Origin of the sequence: Streptomyces sp. NPDC049687, from assembly GCF_044465285.1 — a bacterium.
Lineage (GTDB): Bacteria > Actinomycetota > Actinomycetes > Streptomycetales > Streptomycetaceae > Streptomyces.
Genome location: NZ_JBITLN010000008.1, coordinates 145285 through 165707, shown reverse-complemented (window position 1 = coordinate 165707; position 20423 = coordinate 145285). Strand labels below are relative to the sequence as shown.

Below are 20423 nucleotides of genomic sequence, written 5' to 3'. Positions count from 1 at the left end.
GTGAACAGGGGTATGTGACTCGTCAGGACGGCGCCGACGTCTGGGGCTTCGCTCGGATGTGCGCCGCCCTTCGCTGCGACTGTCCGAGTACGTCCGGCGGCAGAACGCGATTCTGGACGGCGCCCATCTTCCCGACCACCCGGCCTAACAGAACACCGCCGTAGCCTTCGCCGAAGGCATCAGCGGACCATCGCACCCGCGACACGAACGCGGCCCCGAGTCGACGTCCGTGGTCACGACCAGCCGTAGCCGGGGCACTCCGTCCCTGCACATGCCTGCAGCGTACGACTGGTGCGAATGGCTGCCGAGCACCCGATGACCTCAGCGAAGCGGGTCTCCGCGTGCACCACTGGAAGACCCGACGAGCGTCGTGGTCAGCGGGTGCCCGCCTCGGCGCGCGTGTAGAACGCGGCGAGTTCGTGGGGGTTCTTGGCGTAGACGTCGATCTTGCGGACCGTGCCGTCCTCGACCTGGTGGATCTCCACCATGGTCAGCGGGAACCTCTCACCGGTGGTGTGCGCTGTGAGCGTTCCGGTGAGCGTTCCGATGACTCCGGCCGGGCCCTCGAACACCTCGGCATCGGTAATGGCGACGTTGGCGTAGCCCATCATCGCGCCGAGGATCGACTGCACGAACACCTCGCGGCCCTGGTGCACGCCGCCGTAGGGGAGCTGGTTCGGCTCATCGACGATCACCTCGGGGGCGAGCCTTGCCAGGACACCCGGCACATCGCCCTTGCTCAACGCGTCATACAGCCCTCGCACGACATCCGCGGGGCTCTCCGTCACCGTCTCGATCTGGTTGCTCATCTGGTGTGTCCTTTCAGTGTTCAGGTGCTGCCGACCGGGACGCGTGCGTCCTCGCACCGGCCAGGCCCCGGGGGGATCGGGGCACGCACCATGCAACGCGAGGGGGCCGTGACTCGGGAGTCCTTGCTGTGAGGGGTACTGGCAGGGCCCCTCACCTGTCGCGCAGCCTGCCTACCCTGGCCTCATGGACAACCGGGACGCAGTCAGCGCATTCCTCCGCTCCCGACGCGACAAGATCACCCCAGGGCAGGCCGGGCTGGCGACGTACGGTCAGCGCCGGGTGCCCGGACTGCGCAGGGGCGAGGTCGCCGCACTCGCCGGCGTGAGCGTCGAGTACTACACGCGCCTGGAGCGCGGCAACCTCCAAGGGGTCTCCGACGGTGTGCTCGACGCCCTCGCCCGCGCCCTGCGGCTCGACGACACCGAGCGCATGTACCTGTACGACCTCGCCCGCGCTGCCGGACCGGCGCCGCGAACGCGGGCACCGCAGCGGGAAAGCCGACCGACGGTGCGGCCGAGTGTGGCGCGGATCGTCGATGGCATGCCGGAGCTGCCGGCGTACGTGATGAACAACCGCCTCGACGTGCTGGCCGCCAACCCGTTGGGCCGGGCCCTGTACTCGGAGATGTACGCCGACCCGACATGCGGGGCGAACGTCGCCCGGTTCGCGTTCTTCAGCTCCGCAGCCAGGCGGTTCTACACCGACTGGGAGCGCATGGCCCGCTTCGCCGTGGGCGCGCTGCGCATCGAGGCGGGGAAAAACCCCTACGACCGGGAGCTGTCGAACCTGATCGGTGAACTGTCCACCCGCAGCGACGCCTTCCGCGCGATGTGGGGCTCGCACGACGTGCATGTCTTCCGCGAGAGCACCAAACGCCTCAACCATCCGCTCGTCGGCGAACTGGAACTCGATCAGGAGACCATGAGCCTGCCGGACGAAAGCGGCCTGAGTGTTGTCGTCTACAGCGCGCCCCCCAAAACCGCCGCGGAGGACGGCCTGAAGCTGCTCGCCAGCTGGTCCGCCACGACCGGACAGGAGCAGGACGCGCAATCCACCTCGCCTTGAGGAGATTCACGCCAACCTCAGCAACCGCCTCAGGCGGCCAAGGACCAGGGGTGGCGCGGGGCGAGGTTGGCGCCATCGAGACCACGACGGCAGCCGCCGCCCAGAAGCTCGAGGCCATCCGCGATCGCGCAGCGCAACCGTCCACCGTTCACGTCGGCATGCCCGACTTCCGCGGCGACGCCGGACGAACCAGCGTCGAGCCCGAACACTGGGCGCCGACGCGACAGCCAGCGAAATGCCTGTCCACTCATGGAGCTGGGCCCGGCAGGATGGCCGGATGCAGATGCGAGCACCTGTGCTCTCACAACAGTGTCCACCCCGTGCTACACGGGGCGAAGAACAGGATCGATCTCGGCCAGGATTTCATGCAGCTGCCGAGCTCCCAGGGCAACGCGGTCGTCATCGTCCCGCACCATCTCCTCGCACAGCTGCATCGCGTCGTCCCGGTCCTCGGAGGAGACGCTGAACACATCGAGGATTGCGGTGTGGATCCAGTCACTGTGATTCGAGTCGGCGACTGCCAAGGCGGAGGCGACTACCGCCAACCCGAATCTGTCCTTTCGCCGAAGCGCGGCTTCCGCGGTCACCCGCGTGACGAAGGTGTCACCCGAGTCGAGCACGAGCTCCAGCAGTGGCCCGAGGGCCTCCTCCATCTCGGCGAAGCCTGCCAGGCCGTGACCGGCATCCGCCCGGTCACGGTAGTCGTGGCTTCGCCCGAGCTCGCGGAGTGCCACGACAACTGCATGCCGCCGGTCTCTGTCCACCCGCTTACCCCCCCCGCGATTTCCGGTCAAACTACCACCGGGGCCACCCTCCAGGTGATCGCCGGGACAGGCCCAAGGTTGCTTCCCGCGGATCAAGGTGTCATAGGCTCCGGACATGCACAGCACCGTGACGGAGCACGCCCGGTGTCTCTGCGGAGACGAGTTCGGACCGACCTCTGAGTGCGACCTCGACCACCGGGAGCACTACTTCGTCGAGGAACTGACTTTCGCTGACGCGGATTCGATCCCGGGCTCACGGTGCGAGCCGGAGACTGATCGGCGCCGGCGACCAGGCAGACGCCCGCGAGCTACCTGCCGGCCTTCACCTCCGCGCCTTGATGTTCCAGATCAACGATCCTCTGCAGGCGCCTGGTTGTGACTGAGCGTCCGGGGTGGCCGGGCGGAACAGGGCAGTTGGCCACCGGCTGGCCGCCCCGGGTGCGGCTCCGGCCTACCGAAAGCCGAGGTGCGGATCCGTGCCGGCCAGCTCACCGCTCGCGGCCCAAAGGCGAGCGGCGACGGCCGGGTCGGCCATGTGAGAGGGGACGGGCTCACGCCGTGGTATGCCACGAAGGCCGAAGGCCCTCGGCCCCCAAAGCTGCCCGCCCTGCACCTGCGAGTCTATGACGGCACGGACGACGGGCCATGCTCCGGCATCCTTGCCCTGCACCAAGAGCCCGGCGGGCAAGGCTCGCAGCCGCTCACCGGGGGTGGTCACGCGCACCAGCGGGCGGGACGGGGTGAGGGAGTCCAGTGCGCCACCGGGATGGGCCACCACACTGAGTACTGTGCTGCCGACGGCACGCAGACGGCGATCGAGTTCGAAGCCGAAGCACATCTGCGCCAGCTTCGATCGGCCGTAGGTGCGCTTGGGCCGGTAGTCCTGGGTCGACTGCAGATCGCCCAGGTCAAGTCGCTCGGACCGCGCCGCGAAGCTTCCCACCGTCACGATGCGGCCCGCCGACGCCGCGGACAGCAGGGGGGCCAGCCACTGGGTGAGCGCGAAGTGGCCGAGGTGGTTGGTGCCGAACATCAGCTCGTGGCCGTCCCGGGTCTCTCGACGCGGCGGGTCGTCGAGCGCGACTCCTGCGTTGTAGACCACCGCGTCGAGATGATCGAGGTCCAGCCTGTCCACGGCGGTCTTCAGGGACGACAGATCGGCGAGGTCCAGTGGAAGGTGCCGCACATGCGCGCCGGAGACGCGCGAGCGGATCGAGGCCATGGCGGCGTCGGCCTTCGCGGCGTCCCGGCTGCCGAGTACGACGACGGCGCCGGTGGCGGCGAGCTGCTCAGCGACGAAGTAGCCGATCCCGGCGTTACCCCCGGTGACCAGGAAGATCCTGCCCTGGGCAGACGGCAGCCGGTGAACGTCCCACGGTCGGCTCTGGGATACGGAAGACACGATGACAGGCTCCTAGCTCTCTGGGGCAGCGTGCTCATGAGGAGCACGAACCCGCCCAAGGTCGCAACCTCCACCGACATACCGCCGACAGATCACGGACACCACCGACAGACGTCCGACACCCCTCTGGAGAACTACCTTGATCACACGAGAGACAGGCCCTGGGCTCGGAAGGCCTTCCGAAGGAGTTCCCCGAACTCGGCGGGGTGTGTGGTCAGGCCGGTGTGCCCGCCTGGATAGTGCTGGAGTTCCGTGCCGAGACGCTCGGCCAGGTGAGCAGCGGGTCGGTAGAGCAGCTCACCGCGTGAGTCCTGGCCGCAGGCGAGCACGAGCCGGTCCGACAGCGCCTCCAGCCGGTCGATGTCCGGGGCGTAGGACATGAAGCCGGGCACGATGCGCCCGACGAAGTACGGCAGGTCGGCCATCGTCTGCTCGGCCCGCACCGCTGCTTGCGGCGGAAGTCTGATCTCGGCCTTCGGCCCGGTGGTGTCGCTGTCCTTCTTCAGGCCCGCGGCGAACACGGCCATCGCGGGCATGAGCCCCTGGGTCTGAAGCGTCTCCTGCACGCGCGCGAGAAGCGCGCGGTGTTCCGGTGCGTCCGGCAGAACCTCCACCACCGGCGGCTCGTGCACCACGACGCGTTGGACACGTTCGGGGTGGGTGGTGAGCAGATGCAGGGCGGTGATCGCACCCGAGCTGGCCCCGAACACCCGGGCGGGCTCATCGGGCGACAGCAGTTCCAGCATCTGGAACGCGTCGTCGGCGTGCTCGGTCACGCGCTGCCCGGCCTCGGGGTCATCCAGGGTGCTTCGGGACATGCCGCGCGGGTCGTAGGTCGCGACTGTGTATTCGGCGGCCAGGTCGTCGGCGATGCGGTCGAACGAGGCGGCGCCGCCCGTCCCTCCGGGGATCAGCAGCAGGAGAGGGCCCTGGCCGCGCACTTCGTAGTGCAGGGTCGCGCCGTTCACGCGCAGGCAGCCGATGGTCGGGGTGGTCATGAAGAGTCTCCTTCTCGGGACGGGGGCCAGTGCGCCAAGAGGGTGTGCAGGGCGTCGAGGGCGCGGACCCAGGAGTCCTGCGGCGCACGCTCGTGTGCGAACCCGCCCGCCGCCTCCAAGGCGACGAACCCGTGGAACGTGCTGCGCAGCAACCGGACGGCGTCGGTCAGGTCGGGCTCGGCCAGTCCGTAGCCACGCAGCATGCCGTAGGTCAGCTCGACCGCGCGCCGAGGTCCGGACGCCTGTGCGGCCAGCTCGGGGTCGATGCGGATCGGGGTCTGCGTCGCCATGTAGCGGCCCGGATACTCGTGGGCGTACTCCCGCCAGGCATCGGCAAAGGCGACCAGCGCGTCCTTGCCCGACCGCCCGGCGGTCGCCTCCGCGATGCGGATGGTCTTCTCGTCCGCCGCCAGCAGCGCGATCCGTCCTCGCAAGTCCTCCAGGCTGCGGACGTGCGTGTAGAGGCTCGCATCTTTCACGCCGAGTCGCCGCGCCACCTGCGACATGGTGACCCGCTCGAGCCCGACCTCGTCCGCCAGCTCGGCACCCACGATCGTCACCCGCTCCACCGTCAGTCCGGCCCGCGCCATGCGCCCTCCTCAAGGTCCTAGGGCTCCTAGGTATAGCCTAGGAGCCCTAGGTCTGCCAAGCAGGGGCGCACGCGCTGTCGCACCGGCGCTGGACCCGGTCCGGGTCAGAGGGCGGGTTCGGAGACGTAGGTGAAGGATCCGGCGGCGGTGCCGCCGGGTGTGGTGACGGTGACGTCGAAGGTGCCTTCCTGGCCGCTGGGCGGGGCGGTGGCGGTCAGCGTGGTGTCGGAGATGACGGTGAAGGCTGCGACAGCACCGTTGAACGTGACCTGGTCGGTGGCGGCCAAGCCGGTACCGGTGATGTTCACCTCGGTGCCGCCGCCCGTGGGTCCCGTGCCGGGGCTGACGCCGGTGACGGTGGGCGTACTGAGGTAGGTGTAGAGCAGACCCTCGGCGCGCCCGCCGGGGGTGATCACGGTGATGGGGACTCCGCCCGGCACGGGGGTCCCGACGCCGGCCGGAGTCCTGACGGTGAGCTGCGTGTCGGAGACCCTTTGAATGACGGCCCGGGTGGGTCCGAAGCGGACATCGATGGTTCCGGCCAGGTTGCGGCCGGTGATGACGATGTCCTGATCACTGCCGGCGACGGGGCCTGAGGCGGGGCTGATGCCGGTGAGGGCGGGGACGGGCCGGTAGGAGAAGTTTCCGAGGGTGCCGGTGCCGCCCGGGGTGGTGACCGTCACGGGGACGGTACCGCTTCCGGCGGGGGCGGTGACGGTCAGCGATGTGTCCGTGTTGGCGGTGACGGCGGCCCGAGCGGTGCCGAAGCGCACGGCGCTCGCGTTGGCCAGGTGGCGGCCCGTGATCGTCACGCCGGTGCCGCCGGCCGTGGACCCCTGGTCGGGGATCACGGTCGTCGCCATGACACCCACGCTGCCCGAAGCGTTGTTGGTCACGTAGGCGTGTGTCCCGCCAGGGGCGACCGCGATACAGGTGGGGCCGTCTCCGAAGTCGATGTTCTCCACGACGGTGTGGGTGGCGGTGTCGATCACACTCACCGTGTCCGGCTCATGGTTCGCCACGAACGCGTGGGCGTTGTCGGGGCTCACCGCCACGAGGCGTGGCTGGGAGCTGACGCCGACGTTCGCGGTCACGGTGTTGGTGGCGGTGTCGATCACGCTCACCGTGGAGTCGCCGACGTTCGTGACGTAGACGTGGGCTCCGTTGGGTGCGCTGGTCATCAGGATGGGGCTGAGGCCGACCGGGACGGTGACGGTGACGGTGTCGGTGGCGGTGTCGATCACGCTCACCGTGTTCGAGAAGAGGGACGCGACGTAGACGTGTGTCCCGGCCGGGGTGACGGTGAGGCCGATCGGTGCGCCCGCGACCGGGACCGTGCCGGTGACGGTGTTGGTGGCGGTGTCGATCACGCTCACCATGTCCGCGTTCTGCACGGACACATAGGCGTGGGTGCCGTCCGGGGTGACTCCTACCACCGAGGCCCCCGCACCGACGGGAACGTCCGCGACGATGGAGTTCGAGGAGGTGTCGATCACACTGAGGAGACCGTCGGTGTTGACGGTCACGTACGCCCGTGTGCCGTCCGGGCTGGTCGCGACGAAGGTCGGGCCGGCACCGGTGGGGATGGTGTGGGTGACGGTGTCGGTGGCGGTGTCGATCACACTCACCGTGTTCGAGGCCCGGTTGGCCACGTACGCGCGGGTCCCATCCGGTGTGAGAGCGATGCCTTGGGGCTCGGCCCCCACCGGAATCGTGGCTCCGGGCGCGAACGCGGCGGCACCGAATGCGAACCCACGCGCCTTTGCAGGCTGCGGAGATGGCGACGTCGAGGTGACCATGACACTCCCTGAGGTAGGCGGGAGGATTCCTCCCACACGGAAATGTCTGCTCCACCGGATGGGCCAACCGCGAGCAGATGCCCGGCCGGACCGGGCGGCGAGTTGCACACGCTTACATGCGAAATACCCTTACAGGGACCCTCTTAACTTTTGTCGAATATGTCAGATTTTCCGACAATCCCCCAATGGTCCTCCTTCTTCCTCGAGTTGGGGTGCTGCTCGAACCGTGGCGGAGGACCGGCGACAACACGAAACGGGCCCACCACCTGTCGTAAGGCGATGAGCCCGTATGGGCCGTCACCGGCTGGGGCGGCCTGGTCTGCCCGCGCGGTCAGCCGTGGTAGTTGATGTAGCCGTTGCCGTCCGCGTCGTTGGCACGCTTGGTGTAGGAGTGCACGTCAGCCCGTGAACCGTTGGACTTGATGAGGTAGATGGTGTCCTTGTCGTTGTTCCAGATGAAGTTGCAGTTCTGGCGGTACACGACATTGCCGGCGTCGGAGTCCGTGCCGCGGCCGCCGCGCAGCTTCACGTAGTCGCCGGGCTCGAGCTTGTGGCTGGCGGAAAAGGTGAACTTGTTGCCCGCGGCGTCCTTGACGACGTAGCCCTTGAGGTTCACCGTCGCGGTGCGCGAGTAGTTCTTGATCGTCAGGAACTCGTCCTTGGTGTTGCCGCCGGAGCACCGGTTGGAGTCCGGGCCCGGGGCGTCGTACTGGACACCCTTGACCTTGAGCGCGGACGAGTACTCGGTGGCCTGAGCCGGAGCGGCGGTCAGCACGGCGAGCATGCCGGCTGCGGCAGACGCCAGCAGGGCGCGGGATATGCGCGTGGGCATGAGGAATTCCCCCCTCAATGATGCGATTGGAGCGCCTGGAGCATATCGAACATGGATGTTGTGTGCGCCTGGTGTGTCTTTATCGTGAAGACGGGTGTGGGTGGGCCTTTGGCAGGCCGTCCAGCGCTGTTCCCCGCCCCCGACGACGAGGTTCGACATCCGCACTTCCACTGGCCCCCGCGACAAGCCGCCCGACAGCGTCACGCAGGTGGGCGGCCCTCACTGTGTCGGCGTCGCCGGCCGAGCCGCGAGCACGCGCCGCCCGACCGGGATGAGGCCTCAAGCGCACGCGGCCTAGCCCGCTTCTTCGCCCGCCGCGCGGCCCGTGGCTGTCCGGTCTCCCCCCGGGGGTGGGCCTGTCGAATCAGCGGCCGATCCGCTCCGGCTCGCGCTTGTGCGGCAACACAGGTCGCCCGACGACGATTTCGTACCCCGGCTCGCCCCGGGCGCCAGGTTCAGGAGGAGCCGGCGACCTCGACGGCGTTGCCGACGCTTTCCGCTTCGCGCTCCGCCATGCCGAGGAAGCGCCGGATCGCTTCGACCGGCATATCGAGCCCCTCGGACGCGGACTGCTCGTCGCCGAAGACCTGGACTGCCTCGGCGACAGCCACGGCAAGCTCGACCTCCGCCTTGCGGACCTTGGCCTCGGCCTTGTCCACGGTGTCGACCACGGCCAACTGGCGTCGCTGCTTCTCCTGAAGTCTCTGTTTACGGGAAAGGGCCTTGTCAGAGTTCTGCACAGACATGACCAAGATCATAATCGGCCGGGCGCACACCCATGAAATCGATAACTTCCCTGCCGGGTATGGACGTTCATATCGCCCGTGACGCCCCCAACGCCCGTCGGCATGGCGTGGTCCCCCTCACGGACGGCGCTCACAGCTTGCGCGGCTCGGCGTTTCTGGCCGGGTCGGTGATCTCGATGCCGGCCGGGATGTAGCCGCGCTGCCCCTCGTCGGCCAGTTCCTTCAGGTGCTGCCGGTAGCGCTCCGGGGAGACGACCTTGGCGTTGAACAGCATCCGGGCGTGGTCGACCCCGCAGAGTTCGGCGCACTTGCCCCGGAAGGTGCCCTCCCGGCTGGGCGTCACCTCGAAGACGTTGACGTTGTGGCCGGGGAAGACATCCTGCTTCATGAGGAACGGCAGGACCCAGAACGAATGGATGACGTCTCGGGAGGTGAGGATGAAGCGGACCTTCTCGCCCTGGGGCAGCCACAGCGTCGGCCCGGGATCGCCGTTCTGCGGGTTGCGGGTGCTGGGAGTGCCGACGTCGTAGACGCCCTCGGCACCCCTGGGGAAGGCCCTGCCGTACCGGTCCGGCACGATCGCCATGTCCGGGTCGGCTTTCGCGTCACCTGTGCCGGCTCTGCCGTCCACGTTCTCGATGTAGTTGAAGCCCCAGCCCCACTGGAAGCCGACCACGCCGATGGTGTGGGCGGGCTCCGCGGAGAGCTCGAGGAGCTTGGCCTCGTCACGGGCCGTGAAGTAGAAGAGCACCGAGACGATGATCACCGGGACCAGGGTGTACAGCGCCTCGATGGGCATGTTGTACCGGGTCTGCGGGGGAATCTCGACCTTGGTCCTGCTACGCCGGTGGAAGATGACCGCCCAGAGGATCAGCCCCCACACCAGCACGCCCACGGCGAGCGCGGCCGCCCACGAGCCCTGCCACAGGTGGAGGATCCGCGGCGCCTCTTCCGTGGCGGGCGTGGGCATCCCCAGGCGCGGGAGGTCCCGCCATGTGCACCCAGAAGCGGCCACCAGAACGAGGCTCGCGGTCAGCGCCGGCCGCAGCCTCCGCCGCATCGGACACCGCAGCGAGCGGTCACAGCCTTTTGGACTCACAGCGCCTTCCGGAGAGTCTCGGCCCAGGTCGGAAGTCGGCTACGGCCGTCTCGCCGGTCGGTCGCCACCCCGACGCAGGGCCCGAATTGAGGAACTTTATCGGGACCAGACCCTATTACGGCCCACGCCGGGAGAGGGTCCAACGCGCCGCCGACGCCTGGCTGCACCCCGAGATGTCTCCTGCCGGCCCTCACCCCCGGCCCGGGACGGGTCTGCTCACTCAGAGCAGGTCGAGCGCGTCGAACGCGGCCGGGGCCGAGGTGGCCCCCGCCGCCGGCCACGTCGATGCGCAGGGTGTTGGCTCCGGCCGGCAACTGGGCGGCGGGGATGACGTGTGCGTATGTGTGGTCGTTTCCGCGGTAACCGCCTACGGTCGGTCATAGGTCGTGATGGTGTGCACCGCGGAGAACCTCGCCCTCGTCGGTGACGCACTGAACTGAGATACGGCTGCGCCGGCGAAACGCCGGTCGGTCCGCGGTCGGCCAGCCGCCCTTGGGGAGGAGAGGACCTCTCACTCCCCTTCCGTGGCCTCCGGTATCTCCGAGACATGGGCACTGACGATCCGCCAGCCGGCGGGGAAGCGCACCCACGCCTGGGTCTGACGGCCGACGAGACTCCGCCCCGGGTAGACGAACCGCGTGGTGACCGTGGCGAAGTCGGTTCCGAAGGTGCTGATCCTGGTGTCCAGGAGCTTGCGGCCCGGGGGCAGCGGGGGTTGCCGCTCCCGCCAGTGGCTGATTTCCGCCACGCCGGTCTGCTGGTCGGCGATCCCGAAGCGGACCGTGTCGGGAGAGTCCCGGAAGTAGCCGAGGATGCCCTCGCGGTCATCGGAGACCAGGGCTTCCTCGTAGCCGCTGAAGGCCGCCGTCACTTCGGCGATCACCTGGGGAAGGTCGACCTGCATCCGCTGTGCGTCCATCCCCGTCAGGCCGTGGCCGCCGGCTCGGGCGCGGCCTCGTCGGGCCCGCCCGGTCCGGTGGGGTCGGCCGGCCCGGGCTCCGGTGCCGGTCCCGCTGTCGCGGCGGGGGTGGGACCGCCGTGCAGGCGGTCGAGGGCCACTTCCTCCGGGTCCGGAACCCGGGGTGCGGGCCGGGTCAGGGCGAAGGCGCCGCAGAGTACGGCCGTCATGAGATAGCCGAGGGAGACTTCGCCGTTCTCGTTCCAGCCGACCTGGGGTGCGTGGATGAGGCCGACGAAGGAGAGCAGCGCGCCGGACAGGCACACCACGGCCGCCGGGATGAACCGTTTGTCGATGACGAAGGCGACGAACGCGCCCAGGATCAGGCCCGCCAGGATCGCGCCCTGGCCGAGGACCATCAGGCCGTGGTAGACGACGCCCGACGATTCCAGGCTGCTCTCGCCGACCTTCGCCGCGTTGGTGCCCGCCGCGGCGAGGGCGTTGTCGATCTGGCCGACGGCCCAGGACGCCAGGTTCGGGACGAGCGCGGCGACCACCGCCGCCGCGTGCGCCTTCGGCGAGAACTGGAACGCCTGGGCACCGATGAGCAGACCGATGTAGAGCAGGATGGGCACGATCGCCGCGACCGGGAAGACCGCCTGGAGCAGACCGAACATCCCCAGGAAGCACATGAGCGCGATGACCGCTCCCGTGGCGAACGAGTAGCCGGTGCGCCCGCCGGCCTTCTTCCACCCCGGGTGGCCGACGTAGACCGCGGGCGGGAAGGGCGAGCCGAGCGCGGCACCGATGACGGCACCCGCACCGTCCGCGAGCAGCACCGACCTCAGGTTGTAGGAGTCACCCGCGGCAGCGGCGCTCTCGACGTTGCTCATGCCCTCGGTGAAGTTGTAGACGCCCAGCGGGATGGCGGTCGCGAGCAGTGGCGCCACGTCGGACAGGCCCGAGAACAGGGTGCCCAGGTGGAGTCCCGGAAGCGCGAAGGTGATGTCGTCGGCCGCAGCCGAGAGCGCCGACCCGGACATCGCTCCGCCGGCCCATCCGATCGCGGTGCCCGCCAGCAGGGCGGCGAGGCCGATGGGGATGTTGCCGGGCAGCTTGATGTCGGTCATCAGCCCGACCAGGAGCAGCAGGAAGACGGGGAGGGCGATCCACAGCTTGTCCCACATCTGCCCCGCGGGCCGCATGGAGATGAAGGAGACGGAGATGCCGGCGAGCGTGCCCAGGAGCGCGGCGCGCGGGGCGTAGCGGCGGATGTACGGCCCGACGAAGGCGCCGACGAGCACGATGAGGCCGATGATGAACGCCCAGGCGATGCCCGCCTTCCAGGCCAGCAAGGGGTCTTTGGTCTTGAGGTAGACCGGGAGCATGATGACGAACACGACGATGAACATGTGCGGCACGCTGGGGCCGTACGGCATCGCGGTGACGTCCGGACGTCTCTCTCTGCGGGCGAGTCTGCGGCCGAGGTAGGCGTAGTAGACGTTGCCCACGATCAGGGCGATGCCCAGCGCCGGCAGGATCGTGTGGAAGACGTCGTCCCCGGGGATCTTGACCACTCCGATGCACAGACCGGTCAGGGTGAGGACATTCACCAGCACGTTGACGCCCAGTCCGAAGAAGGCGTTGGTGTCGCCCCGAACCCACAGGGGCAGAGGGATGGATTGCGTCTCGGTTGCCGTGGTACGGCGGAACGGAGGCATGGCGGGATCACCCTTCGTCGGGCGGAGCGGTGGATGGGGCTGGGGGGAAGGGGGTTCAGCGCGGCTGTGACGCCGCCGACGTACCGGCCAGCGCGGCGAGGAATGCCTCGGACGGTGCGGTCCAGCCGAAGATGCCTCCCTGGGCGGCGATCATCTCGAGGCCGGCCCGCTGGAACTCGGGGAAGTAGGAGCCGACGCAGTCCGACAGCACCAGGCACTCGTAGCCGCGGTCGTTGGCCTCCCGGACCGTGGTGTGCACGCACACCTCGGTGGTGACACCGGTGACCACCAGTTTGCGTATGCCGTGGGAGACGAGGAGGTCGCCGAAGTCGGTGGCGTAGAAGGCGCCCTTGCCCGGTTTGTCGATCACGGGTTCGCCCGGCGCGGGGTAGAGCTCCTCGATGATGTCGTGGCCGTCTTCCCCGCGTACCAGGATCCGCCCCTTGGGCCCCGGGTCGCCGATACGGGCGCGGGGACTGCCGCGCAGCAGTTTGGCCGGCGGGCAGTCGGAGAGGTCCGGGAGGTGGCCCTCACGGGTGTGGATGACCGTCATGCCCGCCACACGGCAGGCGGCCAGGACGGCGCGCAAGGGATCGATGACCTTGCGCAGCTGTCCGACGTCGTTGCCGAGACTCTCCCCGAAACCGCCGGGTTCCAGGAAGTCACGCTGCATGTCGATGACGACGAGGGCCGTTTCGGCGGGGTCGAAGGAGAACGGGTAGGGGGCCGCCCCGACCGTGAGCGGTTGGCGGAGGTCCATGGCGGTACCTGCCTTCGTCGAGGGAGGGTGCGTCAGGTGGCGGCCGGCGTGGTGGCGGCGATGAGTTCCTCGGAGGTGGAGACGCAGCCGAAGACGCCGCCCTGCATGGTCACCATGTGGAGGGCGGCCTCGTGGTTCGACGCGTCGGTCGCGCCGGTGCAGTCCGACAGGATCAGGCATTCGTATCCGCGGTCGTTGGCCTCGCGCATGGTCGTGTGCACGCAGACGTCGGTGGTGATGCCGGTGAGTACGAGATGGGTGATGCCGCGGGTACGCAGGACCAGGTCCAGGCCGGTGGCGTAGAACGCGCCCTTGCCGGGCTTGTCCACGACCACTTCGCCGGGTGCCGGGGCGACCTCTGGGACGATCTCCCAGCCGGGCTCGCCCTTGATCAGGATGCGTCCGCAGGGGCCCGCCGAACCGATCTCCGCGCCGATACGCGCGGATCGCCAGCGCTTGTTGGCGGGCAGGTCCGTCAGGTCGGGATCGTGTCCCTCGCGGGTGTGCACGACGAGCATGCCGGTGCTGCGGGCGTGCGCGAGCAGCTTCTGTGTGGCGGGCAGCCCCGCGCGGGTCAGTGAGATGTCGTAGCCCATCGTGTCCACATAGCCGCCGGGACCGCAGAAGTCCGTCTGCCAGTCGATGCACAGGAGGGCCACCCGCTCGGCGGGGACGGAGGTGTCGTAGGGCCATGCATACGGTTTCGCGTTGACCGGACCTATGACGGAGGGTGTGACAGCCATTGCTCCCCCAAGGAAGTGAAAGCGGGGAATGCGAAAGTGAGGCATGTACTGCGTGAATCCGTACATCGCATTATTGAGCGGTAGATTTCAGCCGGACGGTCCGTGGGTTACGACGCCATGACACGCCGCGCACAGCCGGCCTTCCCCACTCGGCACGCGGGACGGTTCTTCGCGGTTGCGGCGGCGGTGGTGGTCAGCGCAGTGTGCGGCAGTACAGGGCGTCCGGCGTCCGGGACGATCCGACCCGGCCGGTGTACGCGATGCCGGCGGCGTACTCGCGGTCCGCGCACTGTCCTTTGTACCGGCCGTAGGCGAAGTCGCCTCCCTTGGCGGCGGTCGGCCGGTTGTCGCCCCGGTCGAACCACACCGTGCGGCCGGTCGTGCCCAGGGGCGTGGCCGAGGCGGCGCACAGGGCCCGGGAGACGGCGGCGCCGCGAACGCTGTAGCCGATCAGGAAGGCGTTCGGCGGGCACTGGAGCTTGCTGTATCCCGAGGCCCAGTCGTTGTTCGCGGTGACGTGACGGTCGTCGAAGACCACCTCGTGGGCAGCGGAAGCGCCCCAGAGGTCCCCCGCTGTGGTGTCGGTGCACAGGCCCCGGTTGCCCGTGTGGCCGAGGCCGATCAGCCGCTCGCCGTCCGGGCAGACCGCCTTGCGGGCGCCGGGGTCCCAGTCGGGGAGCGCGCGCATCCGCAGTGACTGGTCGAAGTCCGCGTGGTCGGGACTGAGCATCGACCAGTGACTCGTCGGCGCGACGGGGCCGGTCCGGCCGGCCGCGGTGACGAGCCGCGTCCAGGCCGCGGCCCGCCAGTCGTCGCCGTCGTACAGACCCATGCGGTGGCCCGCCGCGTCCCAGCTGAGGAGGGCCCATCCGTTGCCCTTGCGGTTCTCGTGCCAGCCGACCAGTGGCCAGTAGGCGAAGTCCGCGTCGGTCGCGATGAGTTGGTCGATGAAGTTCTCGAACCAGGCCCGCTGTCTCGCTCCGGTCTCGTCCCGGCCACCGATGCCGAACTCACTGATCCACACGGGCGCGGTGAAGTGCTGATCCCGCTGGTCGGCGACGTAGAACGCCTGTTGGTAGAGCACGTCACGCAGTTCGGCGGGGGTGAAGTCGCGGTAGCGGGGGTCGCTGGTCTCGCCGGTGCCGGTCGCGCCGCTGTGGTGGGGGCCCGTGTAGTCGTAGAAGTGCGCTGAGTAGACCAGCTTGCCGGACCTCACCAGCGTGTGGGAGAGCCGTTGCACCGGCTCCAGGGTGGGGCGGGCGTGCGGAAGTCCGTCGACGGGGATCCCGGTCCAGTTGATGCCCTCGACGATGATCAGCAGGTCCGCGTTGGCCTCCTGGAGGATGCGGTCCCCCAGGTGCTGGGACGCCGCGAACCAGTCGTGGTCGTCGCCGAGGCCCCAGTTGGGGTCGTCCAGGACGTTGCGGCGGACCTCGTTGTAGAGGTCGGCGCCGACCACGCGCCTGTTGTCCTTGTAGCGACGTGCCATGAACAGCCAGTCGTTCTCCCACACCGCGGTGGTTTGGGAGGCGTTCCACCGTTCGTTGCCGTCCACGGCGCAGCACCAACGCGTCGTGTTGGTGTGGTTGTTGAGGATGACGGCGAGTCCGGCATCGGTGAGCGCCGCGACAACCGCGTCGTAGACCTGCAGCGGAGTACGGCCCCGCAGGCCGGGGTTGGCCGCCACCGAGGCGTCCGTGACCGGTCGGGCATCGTGCACCATCTCGTTGGAGAAGGGCAGTCTGACGCTGTTGACGCCGAGCTCCCGGAAGCCGGAGACGATGTCGGCGATCGGAGCACGGTCCAGGCCGAGGGGCATCCGGCCCGAGTTCTCGCCCGCGTGGTGGGACGCGTTGTCGTCGGCATTCCCCGATCCGTTCCAAGTGCCACTGGCCCCGTGCCAGTTACCTGACTTCAGCTTGAAACGGTTGCCGGTCGCGTCGACGATGTAGCGTCCCCTGGTGCTCAGCGGCGGAGTCCACGCGGCGGCCGGTTGGGCGGCGGCAGGGGCGGGGGCGGGCCGCTCGGCGGCCTGCGGCTGCTGTGCCGTGGGCGCGAGAAGGATGACGACGGCGGTCAGAGCAGAGCAGATCAGGGACCTGCTCACCATGGCGGGCATGGCATGCACATTACAGTCAGTGAGGCGCCGTTCACACCCACGCGCACACGGAGTATCACGCCCATGCCCGTCCGGTTCGCGCCGGTGGCGAGGGTGCCGCGCCGGCCGAGAACTGGTGCACTCGGTATATGGGCCATGACCGCACCGACCCTGTGGACGGCATCGCGAAGCCGCGCCCGGAGCTGATCACCTTCGGTCACAGCACTGCCGACCGGGCAACGCTGTCACGCCTGCTGCGGGGAGCCGGTGTCACCGCCGTCGTGGACGTCAGGACAGCGCCCGGCAGTCGCCGGGATCCGGACCTGTCGCGGCAGCGGCTGGCCCAGTGGATGCCCGACGAGCACATCGCCTACCGGTGGGAGCGGCGGCTGGGCGGGTTCCGCAGACCTGCGCATGACTCACCCGACACCGTCTGGCGCAACGAGTCCTTCCGCGGTTACGCCGCTCACACCCGCAGCCCGGAGTTCGTCACCGCGATGGATGCCGTCATGCGGCAGGCGGATGAGGAGCGCACCGCGGTGATGTGCAGTGAGGCGGTGTGGTGGCGATGCCACCGACGCTTGATCGCCGACTTCGCCGTCCTGGCCCGCGGCGCGCTCGTTCTCCACCTGATGCACGACGGACGACTCACGGCGCACACTCCGACGCCAGGCGTGCGCCTTCGCGGTGACGGCCTTCTCGTCTACGACGCCGGTCCCCCAGCGGCACGGTGAGGTGACACGCCTGTGAGGGGGGAGGCCGCCTGGGTGCCGCCGTGCCATTCACACAGAAGGACGGTCGCGTCGTCGTTGAGGTGGCCGTCGTGATGGTCGAGTACGGCGCGGACGAGTCGGCGCAGCGTTTCGGGCGCGGCCAGGCCGTCGGCCTGGTGGCGGATCACGAAGTCGACGAAGCGGTCGCGGCCGAACTCGTGTCCTGTGGCGTCGCGGGCCTCGATGATGCCGTCGGTGTACAGCAACAACTGGTCTCCGGGCTCCAGCTGCTCTCGGCACAGCGTGGCGGGAAGGCCCAGGTCGGTACCCATCGGGTGGGTCGGCCGGCAGGTGAGGTGGGTGGTCCAGCGTCTGCCGCGGATGAGAACCGGGGGGTGGTGGCCGCAGTTGAGCCAGGTCAGCATGCCGGACTCCAGGCCGAGGTCGGCCAGCACCGCGGTGGTGTACCGCGACCTGGCGAACTGCTCGAGGAGCGTGGCTTCGATGGCGTCGCGGGCCTCGGTGAGGCTGTTGCCCTGGCGTCGCTGGTTACGGCAGGTAGCCATGGCGAGGTTGGCGGTCAGTCCCGCTGAGGTGTCGTGGCCCATGGCGTCGAAGACCGCCAGGTGGGCGGTGTCGTCGGCCAGCGCGTAGTCGAAGGCGTCGCCCGCGGTGGCGTAGGCCGGCTCCATCGCGGCGGCGATGGTCACCCGCTTGTTGGCGAACGTCCGCGGCGGCATCAGCGTCCACTGCATCTCCGCGGACACCGTCATGGGGCTGACCCGGGTGAGGCGGGCGTAGGAGTCACTGTTGTGGCCCTTGGCGACCAGCAGCATGCCCAGCAGCGACGCCAGATCCTCCATCGTCGCCCGCGTCTGGTCATCGGGCTCATGCTCGGTTTCCACCCGCAGGACCCCCAGGCGCGAGGTACCGTCCAGAACGGGCAGCCAGTGCTGCGTACGACCGTCGACGACCGCGGAGTGCGACTGCGCGCTGCGGAAGACCCGGCCCGCCAGTGTGGCGTCGACGCGCAGCTCCTGCCCGCCGGTCCCGGCGTCCAGGCCCTGCCCGGTCGCTTCCCGGAGCACCAGCTCCTGAATGTCGACCACGTAGATGCGGGCTCCGTGCAATCCGGCCTCGCCCGCGTGCCGTGCCACCAGGCTCGGCAGGTCCTCGAACGCGGAGAGATGGCTCGCCCGCAGCAGAGCGCGAAGCATGCGGCCACAGTCCTCGAGCGAAGCCATACCAGTCACCCGTCGCAAGGGGACGGCCCGCCTCCGCCCGTCGGCCTCGCCAGGCGAGACGGCCACGGGACGGTGCTCGGCAGACGAGGACGAGAAGCCCGAACGAATGTCACGACCAGCGTACCGCCGGACAACTGATCGCGTGCCCCCGGCGAATCCGCTGGTCGCCGGGGTGCATGCGACGTCCGGCCCGGTGACCGGTGGTGAACGCCGTACGAGCGGTGTGAGCGGACCCGTCGGAGCCGTGAAAAGGCGCGATGAACGCCGAGCGCCCCGTCCGGTCGGCACACCTGGGCCGGCGGCTTCCGCGGGACCGCCTGTCACACGCGGCTGGAGTCGTCCAGGGCGTCGGCGAGCCGCCCCAGCAGGGCGCGCAGGAGTTCCCCGTCGCTCTCGCCCTCGGCGGGCCAGGCGGTCCGTACGGCCCGGTCGACGCGCCGCCAGTGGTCCTGCCCGCGCGGGGTGAGGTAGGCCAGGATGCGGCGCCGGTCGAGGGGGTCGACGCGGCGGTGCACGTGGTTCTGGTCGACAAGCTGGTCGACCAGCTTGGTCAGCGTGGGCGGCGGCAGGAACGCGGCCTCGGCGATCGCCGTCATGTGGTGGCCGGCGCCGTCGGAGAGCAGCGCGAGCACCCGCCAGGCGTCCAGCGAGCAGCCCTCCTCCTCCAGGACGGCCTGCAGTCGGCGCGCGGCCAGCCGCTCGACGCGGGTGAGGATCTGCATGAGGTCGTGGGGCCTGCGCGGAGACGTGCTGGGCATCCGGGCATCCGCTCCTAGATAACGGGGTGCGTACATCGTAGGAGACGGACTGGAGTTCGCCGGGCGGACCCGCAAGCATGACGGTCATGTTCCGGCGCGACTCCCCCGCCTCCGAGTGGTTCACGGCCGACGGCTCGGTGCTCGGCGTGGCCCTGGTGTTCCCCCTGCAGGGGCCGGCCGGGATCTTCGGGGCGGCCTGTGAGCTGTGCGCGCGGCTGGCGGTGGAGGAGGTCAACCGGGCGGGCGGCGTGCTCGGACGGGAGCTGCGGCTGGTCCCCGTGGACGGGGGTGCGCCGCCGCGCGAGGTCGCCGACCAGGTCGGGACGCTGGTCGACCTGGGGGTCGTCCAGGGGGTCACGGGGTGGCACATCTCCTCGGTGCGGCAGGCGCTGGCGCCGAGGATCGCCCACCGTGTGCCCTACGTCTACACCGCGTTGTACGAGGGCGGCGAGCACACCGCCGGGGTGTTCCTGACGAGCGAGACGCCGCGTGACCAACTCCGGCCCGCGATGGTGCTGTTGGCGCACGAGCGGCGGGTGCGCCGGTGGTTCGTGGTCGGCAACGACTACGTGTGGCCCCGGCGAACGGCCCGTGCGGCGCACGGGTACGCCCGGGAGGCGGGCGGCAGGATCGGCGGCGAGGTGTACCTGCCGCTGGGCACGCACGACTTCGAGCCGGTGCTGCGACGCATCGAGCGCTCCGACGCGGACGCGGTGCTCCTGCTGCTGGTCGGCAGCGACGCGGTGCGCTTCAACCGGGCGTTCGCCGCCCACGGGCTGGACGCGCGCTGCCTGCGGCTCAGCACGCTCATGGACGAGAACATGCTGATGGCGAGCGGCCCCTCGGCCACCGTGGACCTGTACAGCGCCGCCGGCTTCTTCGCCTCGCTGGCCAACGCCGACACACTGGACTTCCACGGCCGCTACGCCCGCCGCTTCGGCGTCGAGGCGCCCGCCCCGGGCAGTCTCGGCGAGTCCTGCTACGAGGGCGTCCTGCTGCTCGCGGCGCTGCTTCGGCAGGCCGGCACGCCGGACGTGGCGGCCGTCTCGGCGGCGGCGGACTCGGTGTCGTACGAGGGTCCGCGCGGGCTGCTGCGGTTGCGGGGCGGTCATGTCCGCCAGCGCATCTATCTGGCCCGCGCGGACGGGCTGGACTTCGACGTGCTCACGGAGCTCGATCTTCACATCACTGGCCCTTGACAGTCCTCGAGGCCGTCAAGATACTTCCCACAGAAAGTAACTAGAATGCCCCGGGCGAATTGTGAATTCAGGCCATTCAAGGGATGCTGACGCACTCTGAATGCATGTCACAACGCTGCGGGGCGTTTTTTGTTCCCTCCGGGAAAGTCAAGTGAAACACTCCGGAAACAGGGCGACTTGAGGC

19 protein-coding genes are annotated in these 20423 nt (G+C 69.4%); 3 read left to right on the top strand and 16 right to left on the bottom strand.

Annotation, left to right across the window (positions count from 1 at the left end; genetic code table 11):
* Nucleotides 1-374: 374 nt before the first annotated feature.
* Nucleotides 375-809 carry a nuclear transport factor 2 family protein gene (locus ACIBVL_RS24660; protein ID WP_399099805.1) on the bottom strand — a complete coding sequence of 145 codons (435 nt, stop codon included), beginning with the start codon at nt 807-809 and terminating at the stop codon, nt 375-377.
* 184 nt (nt 810-993) lie between these two features.
* On the opposite strand from ACIBVL_RS24660, the gene ACIBVL_RS24655 reads away from it, so the two are divergent.
* Nucleotides 994-1875, top strand: a complete 882-nt coding sequence (locus ACIBVL_RS24655) for a helix-turn-helix transcriptional regulator (protein WP_399099803.1) — start codon at nt 994-996, stop codon at nt 1873-1875.
* Nucleotides 1876-2198: 323 nt separating this feature from the next.
* Here ACIBVL_RS24655 and ACIBVL_RS24650 read toward each other — a convergent pair whose 3' ends face one another.
* From ACIBVL_RS24650 to ACIBVL_RS24590, 13 genes are all read right to left on the bottom strand, one after another.
* Complete coding sequence (locus ACIBVL_RS24650) at nt 2199-2609, bottom strand: hypothetical protein (RefSeq protein ID WP_399099801.1); 411 nt, start codon at nt 2607-2609, stop codon at nt 2199-2201.
* Nucleotides 2610-3090: 481 nt separating this feature from the next.
* Nucleotides 3091-4041: an SDR family NAD(P)-dependent oxidoreductase gene (locus ACIBVL_RS24645; protein ID WP_399099799.1), complete on the bottom strand. Its 951-nt coding sequence runs from the start codon at nt 4039-4041 to the stop codon at nt 3091-3093.
* A gap of 143 nt (nt 4042-4184) precedes the next feature.
* Entirely contained in the window at nt 4185-5039 is an 855-nt protein-coding gene (locus ACIBVL_RS24640) for an alpha/beta fold hydrolase (RefSeq protein WP_399099796.1), read from the bottom strand.
* Complete coding sequence (locus tag ACIBVL_RS24635) at nt 5036-5629, bottom strand: TetR/AcrR family transcriptional regulator (protein WP_399099794.1); 594 nt, start codon at nt 5627-5629, stop codon at nt 5036-5038. The genes ACIBVL_RS24640 and ACIBVL_RS24635 overlap by 4 nt, the downstream gene beginning before the upstream one ends.
* Nucleotides 5630-5733: 104 nt before the next feature.
* Nucleotides 5734-7428: an IPT/TIG domain-containing protein gene (locus ACIBVL_RS24630; RefSeq protein WP_399099792.1), complete on the bottom strand. Its 1695-nt coding sequence runs from the start codon at nt 7426-7428 to the stop codon at nt 5734-5736.
* A gap of 331 nt (nt 7429-7759) precedes the next feature.
* The gene (locus ACIBVL_RS24625) at nt 7760-8260 is read right to left on the bottom strand and encodes a lamin tail domain-containing protein (protein ID WP_399099790.1); all 501 of its coding nucleotides are present in this window, start codon (nt 8258-8260) and stop codon (nt 7760-7762) included.
* Nucleotides 8261-8715: 455 nt separating this feature from the next.
* Nucleotides 8716-9006: a hypothetical protein gene (locus tag ACIBVL_RS24620; RefSeq protein ID WP_399099788.1), complete on the bottom strand. Its 291-nt coding sequence runs from the start codon at nt 9004-9006 to the stop codon at nt 8716-8718.
* Between the two features lie 130 nt (nt 9007-9136).
* Nucleotides 9137-10105: a cytochrome c oxidase subunit II gene (locus ACIBVL_RS24615; RefSeq protein WP_399099786.1), complete on the bottom strand. Its 969-nt coding sequence runs from the start codon at nt 10103-10105 to the stop codon at nt 9137-9139.
* A 511-nt stretch (nt 10106-10616) separates the two neighbouring features.
* Nucleotides 10617-11024, bottom strand: coding sequence for an AtzH-like domain-containing protein (locus ACIBVL_RS24610; protein ID WP_399099784.1), 408 nt, complete (start codon nt 11022-11024; stop codon nt 10617-10619).
* A gap of 5 nt (nt 11025-11029) precedes the next feature.
* Nucleotides 11030-12724 carry a regulator gene (locus ACIBVL_RS24605; RefSeq protein ID WP_399099782.1) on the bottom strand — a complete coding sequence of 565 codons (1695 nt, stop codon included), beginning with the start codon at nt 12722-12724 and terminating at the stop codon, nt 11030-11032.
* A 55-nt stretch (nt 12725-12779) separates the two neighbouring features.
* A complete protein-coding gene (locus ACIBVL_RS24600) occupies nt 12780-13484 on the bottom strand; it encodes a cysteine hydrolase family protein (RefSeq protein WP_399099780.1) in 705 nt (234 codons plus the stop codon).
* 32 nt (nt 13485-13516) lie between these two features.
* Nucleotides 13517-14227, bottom strand: a complete 711-nt coding sequence (locus ACIBVL_RS24595) for a cysteine hydrolase family protein (RefSeq protein ID WP_399099778.1) — start codon at nt 14225-14227, stop codon at nt 13517-13519.
* 193 nt (nt 14228-14420) lie between these two features.
* On the bottom strand, nt 14421-16337 hold the full coding sequence (locus tag ACIBVL_RS24590) for a glycoside hydrolase family 5 protein (RefSeq protein ID WP_399100394.1): 1917 nt from the start codon (nt 16335-16337) through the stop codon (nt 14421-14423).
* Between the two features lie 137 nt (nt 16338-16474).
* Here ACIBVL_RS24590 and ACIBVL_RS24585 point away from each other — a divergent pair, with 137 nt between their 5' ends.
* Nucleotides 16475-17059, top strand: a complete 585-nt coding sequence (locus ACIBVL_RS24585) for a DUF488 family protein (protein ID WP_399099776.1) — start codon at nt 16475-16477, stop codon at nt 17057-17059.
* On the opposite strand, the gene ACIBVL_RS24580 is transcribed toward ACIBVL_RS24585, so the two are convergent.
* Together ACIBVL_RS24580 and ACIBVL_RS24575 are read right to left on the bottom strand one after the other, a co-directional pair.
* A complete protein-coding gene (locus ACIBVL_RS24580; RefSeq protein ID WP_399099774.1) occupies nt 17029-18255 on the bottom strand; it encodes a PP2C family protein-serine/threonine phosphatase in 1227 nt (408 codons plus the stop codon). The genes ACIBVL_RS24585 and ACIBVL_RS24580 overlap by 31 nt on opposite strands.
* A 347-nt stretch (nt 18256-18602) precedes the next feature.
* Nucleotides 18603-19040, bottom strand: a complete 438-nt coding sequence (locus ACIBVL_RS24575) for a MarR family winged helix-turn-helix transcriptional regulator (protein WP_399099772.1) — start codon at nt 19038-19040, stop codon at nt 18603-18605.
* A gap of 86 nt (nt 19041-19126) precedes the next feature.
* Here ACIBVL_RS24575 and ACIBVL_RS24570 point away from each other — a divergent pair, with 86 nt between their 5' ends.
* Nucleotides 19127-20239 (top strand): substrate-binding domain-containing protein, encoded by a 1113-nt coding sequence (locus tag ACIBVL_RS24570; RefSeq protein ID WP_399100392.1) that lies wholly within the window; start codon nt 19127-19129, stop codon nt 20237-20239.
* Nucleotides 20240-20423 lie beyond the last annotated feature (184 nt).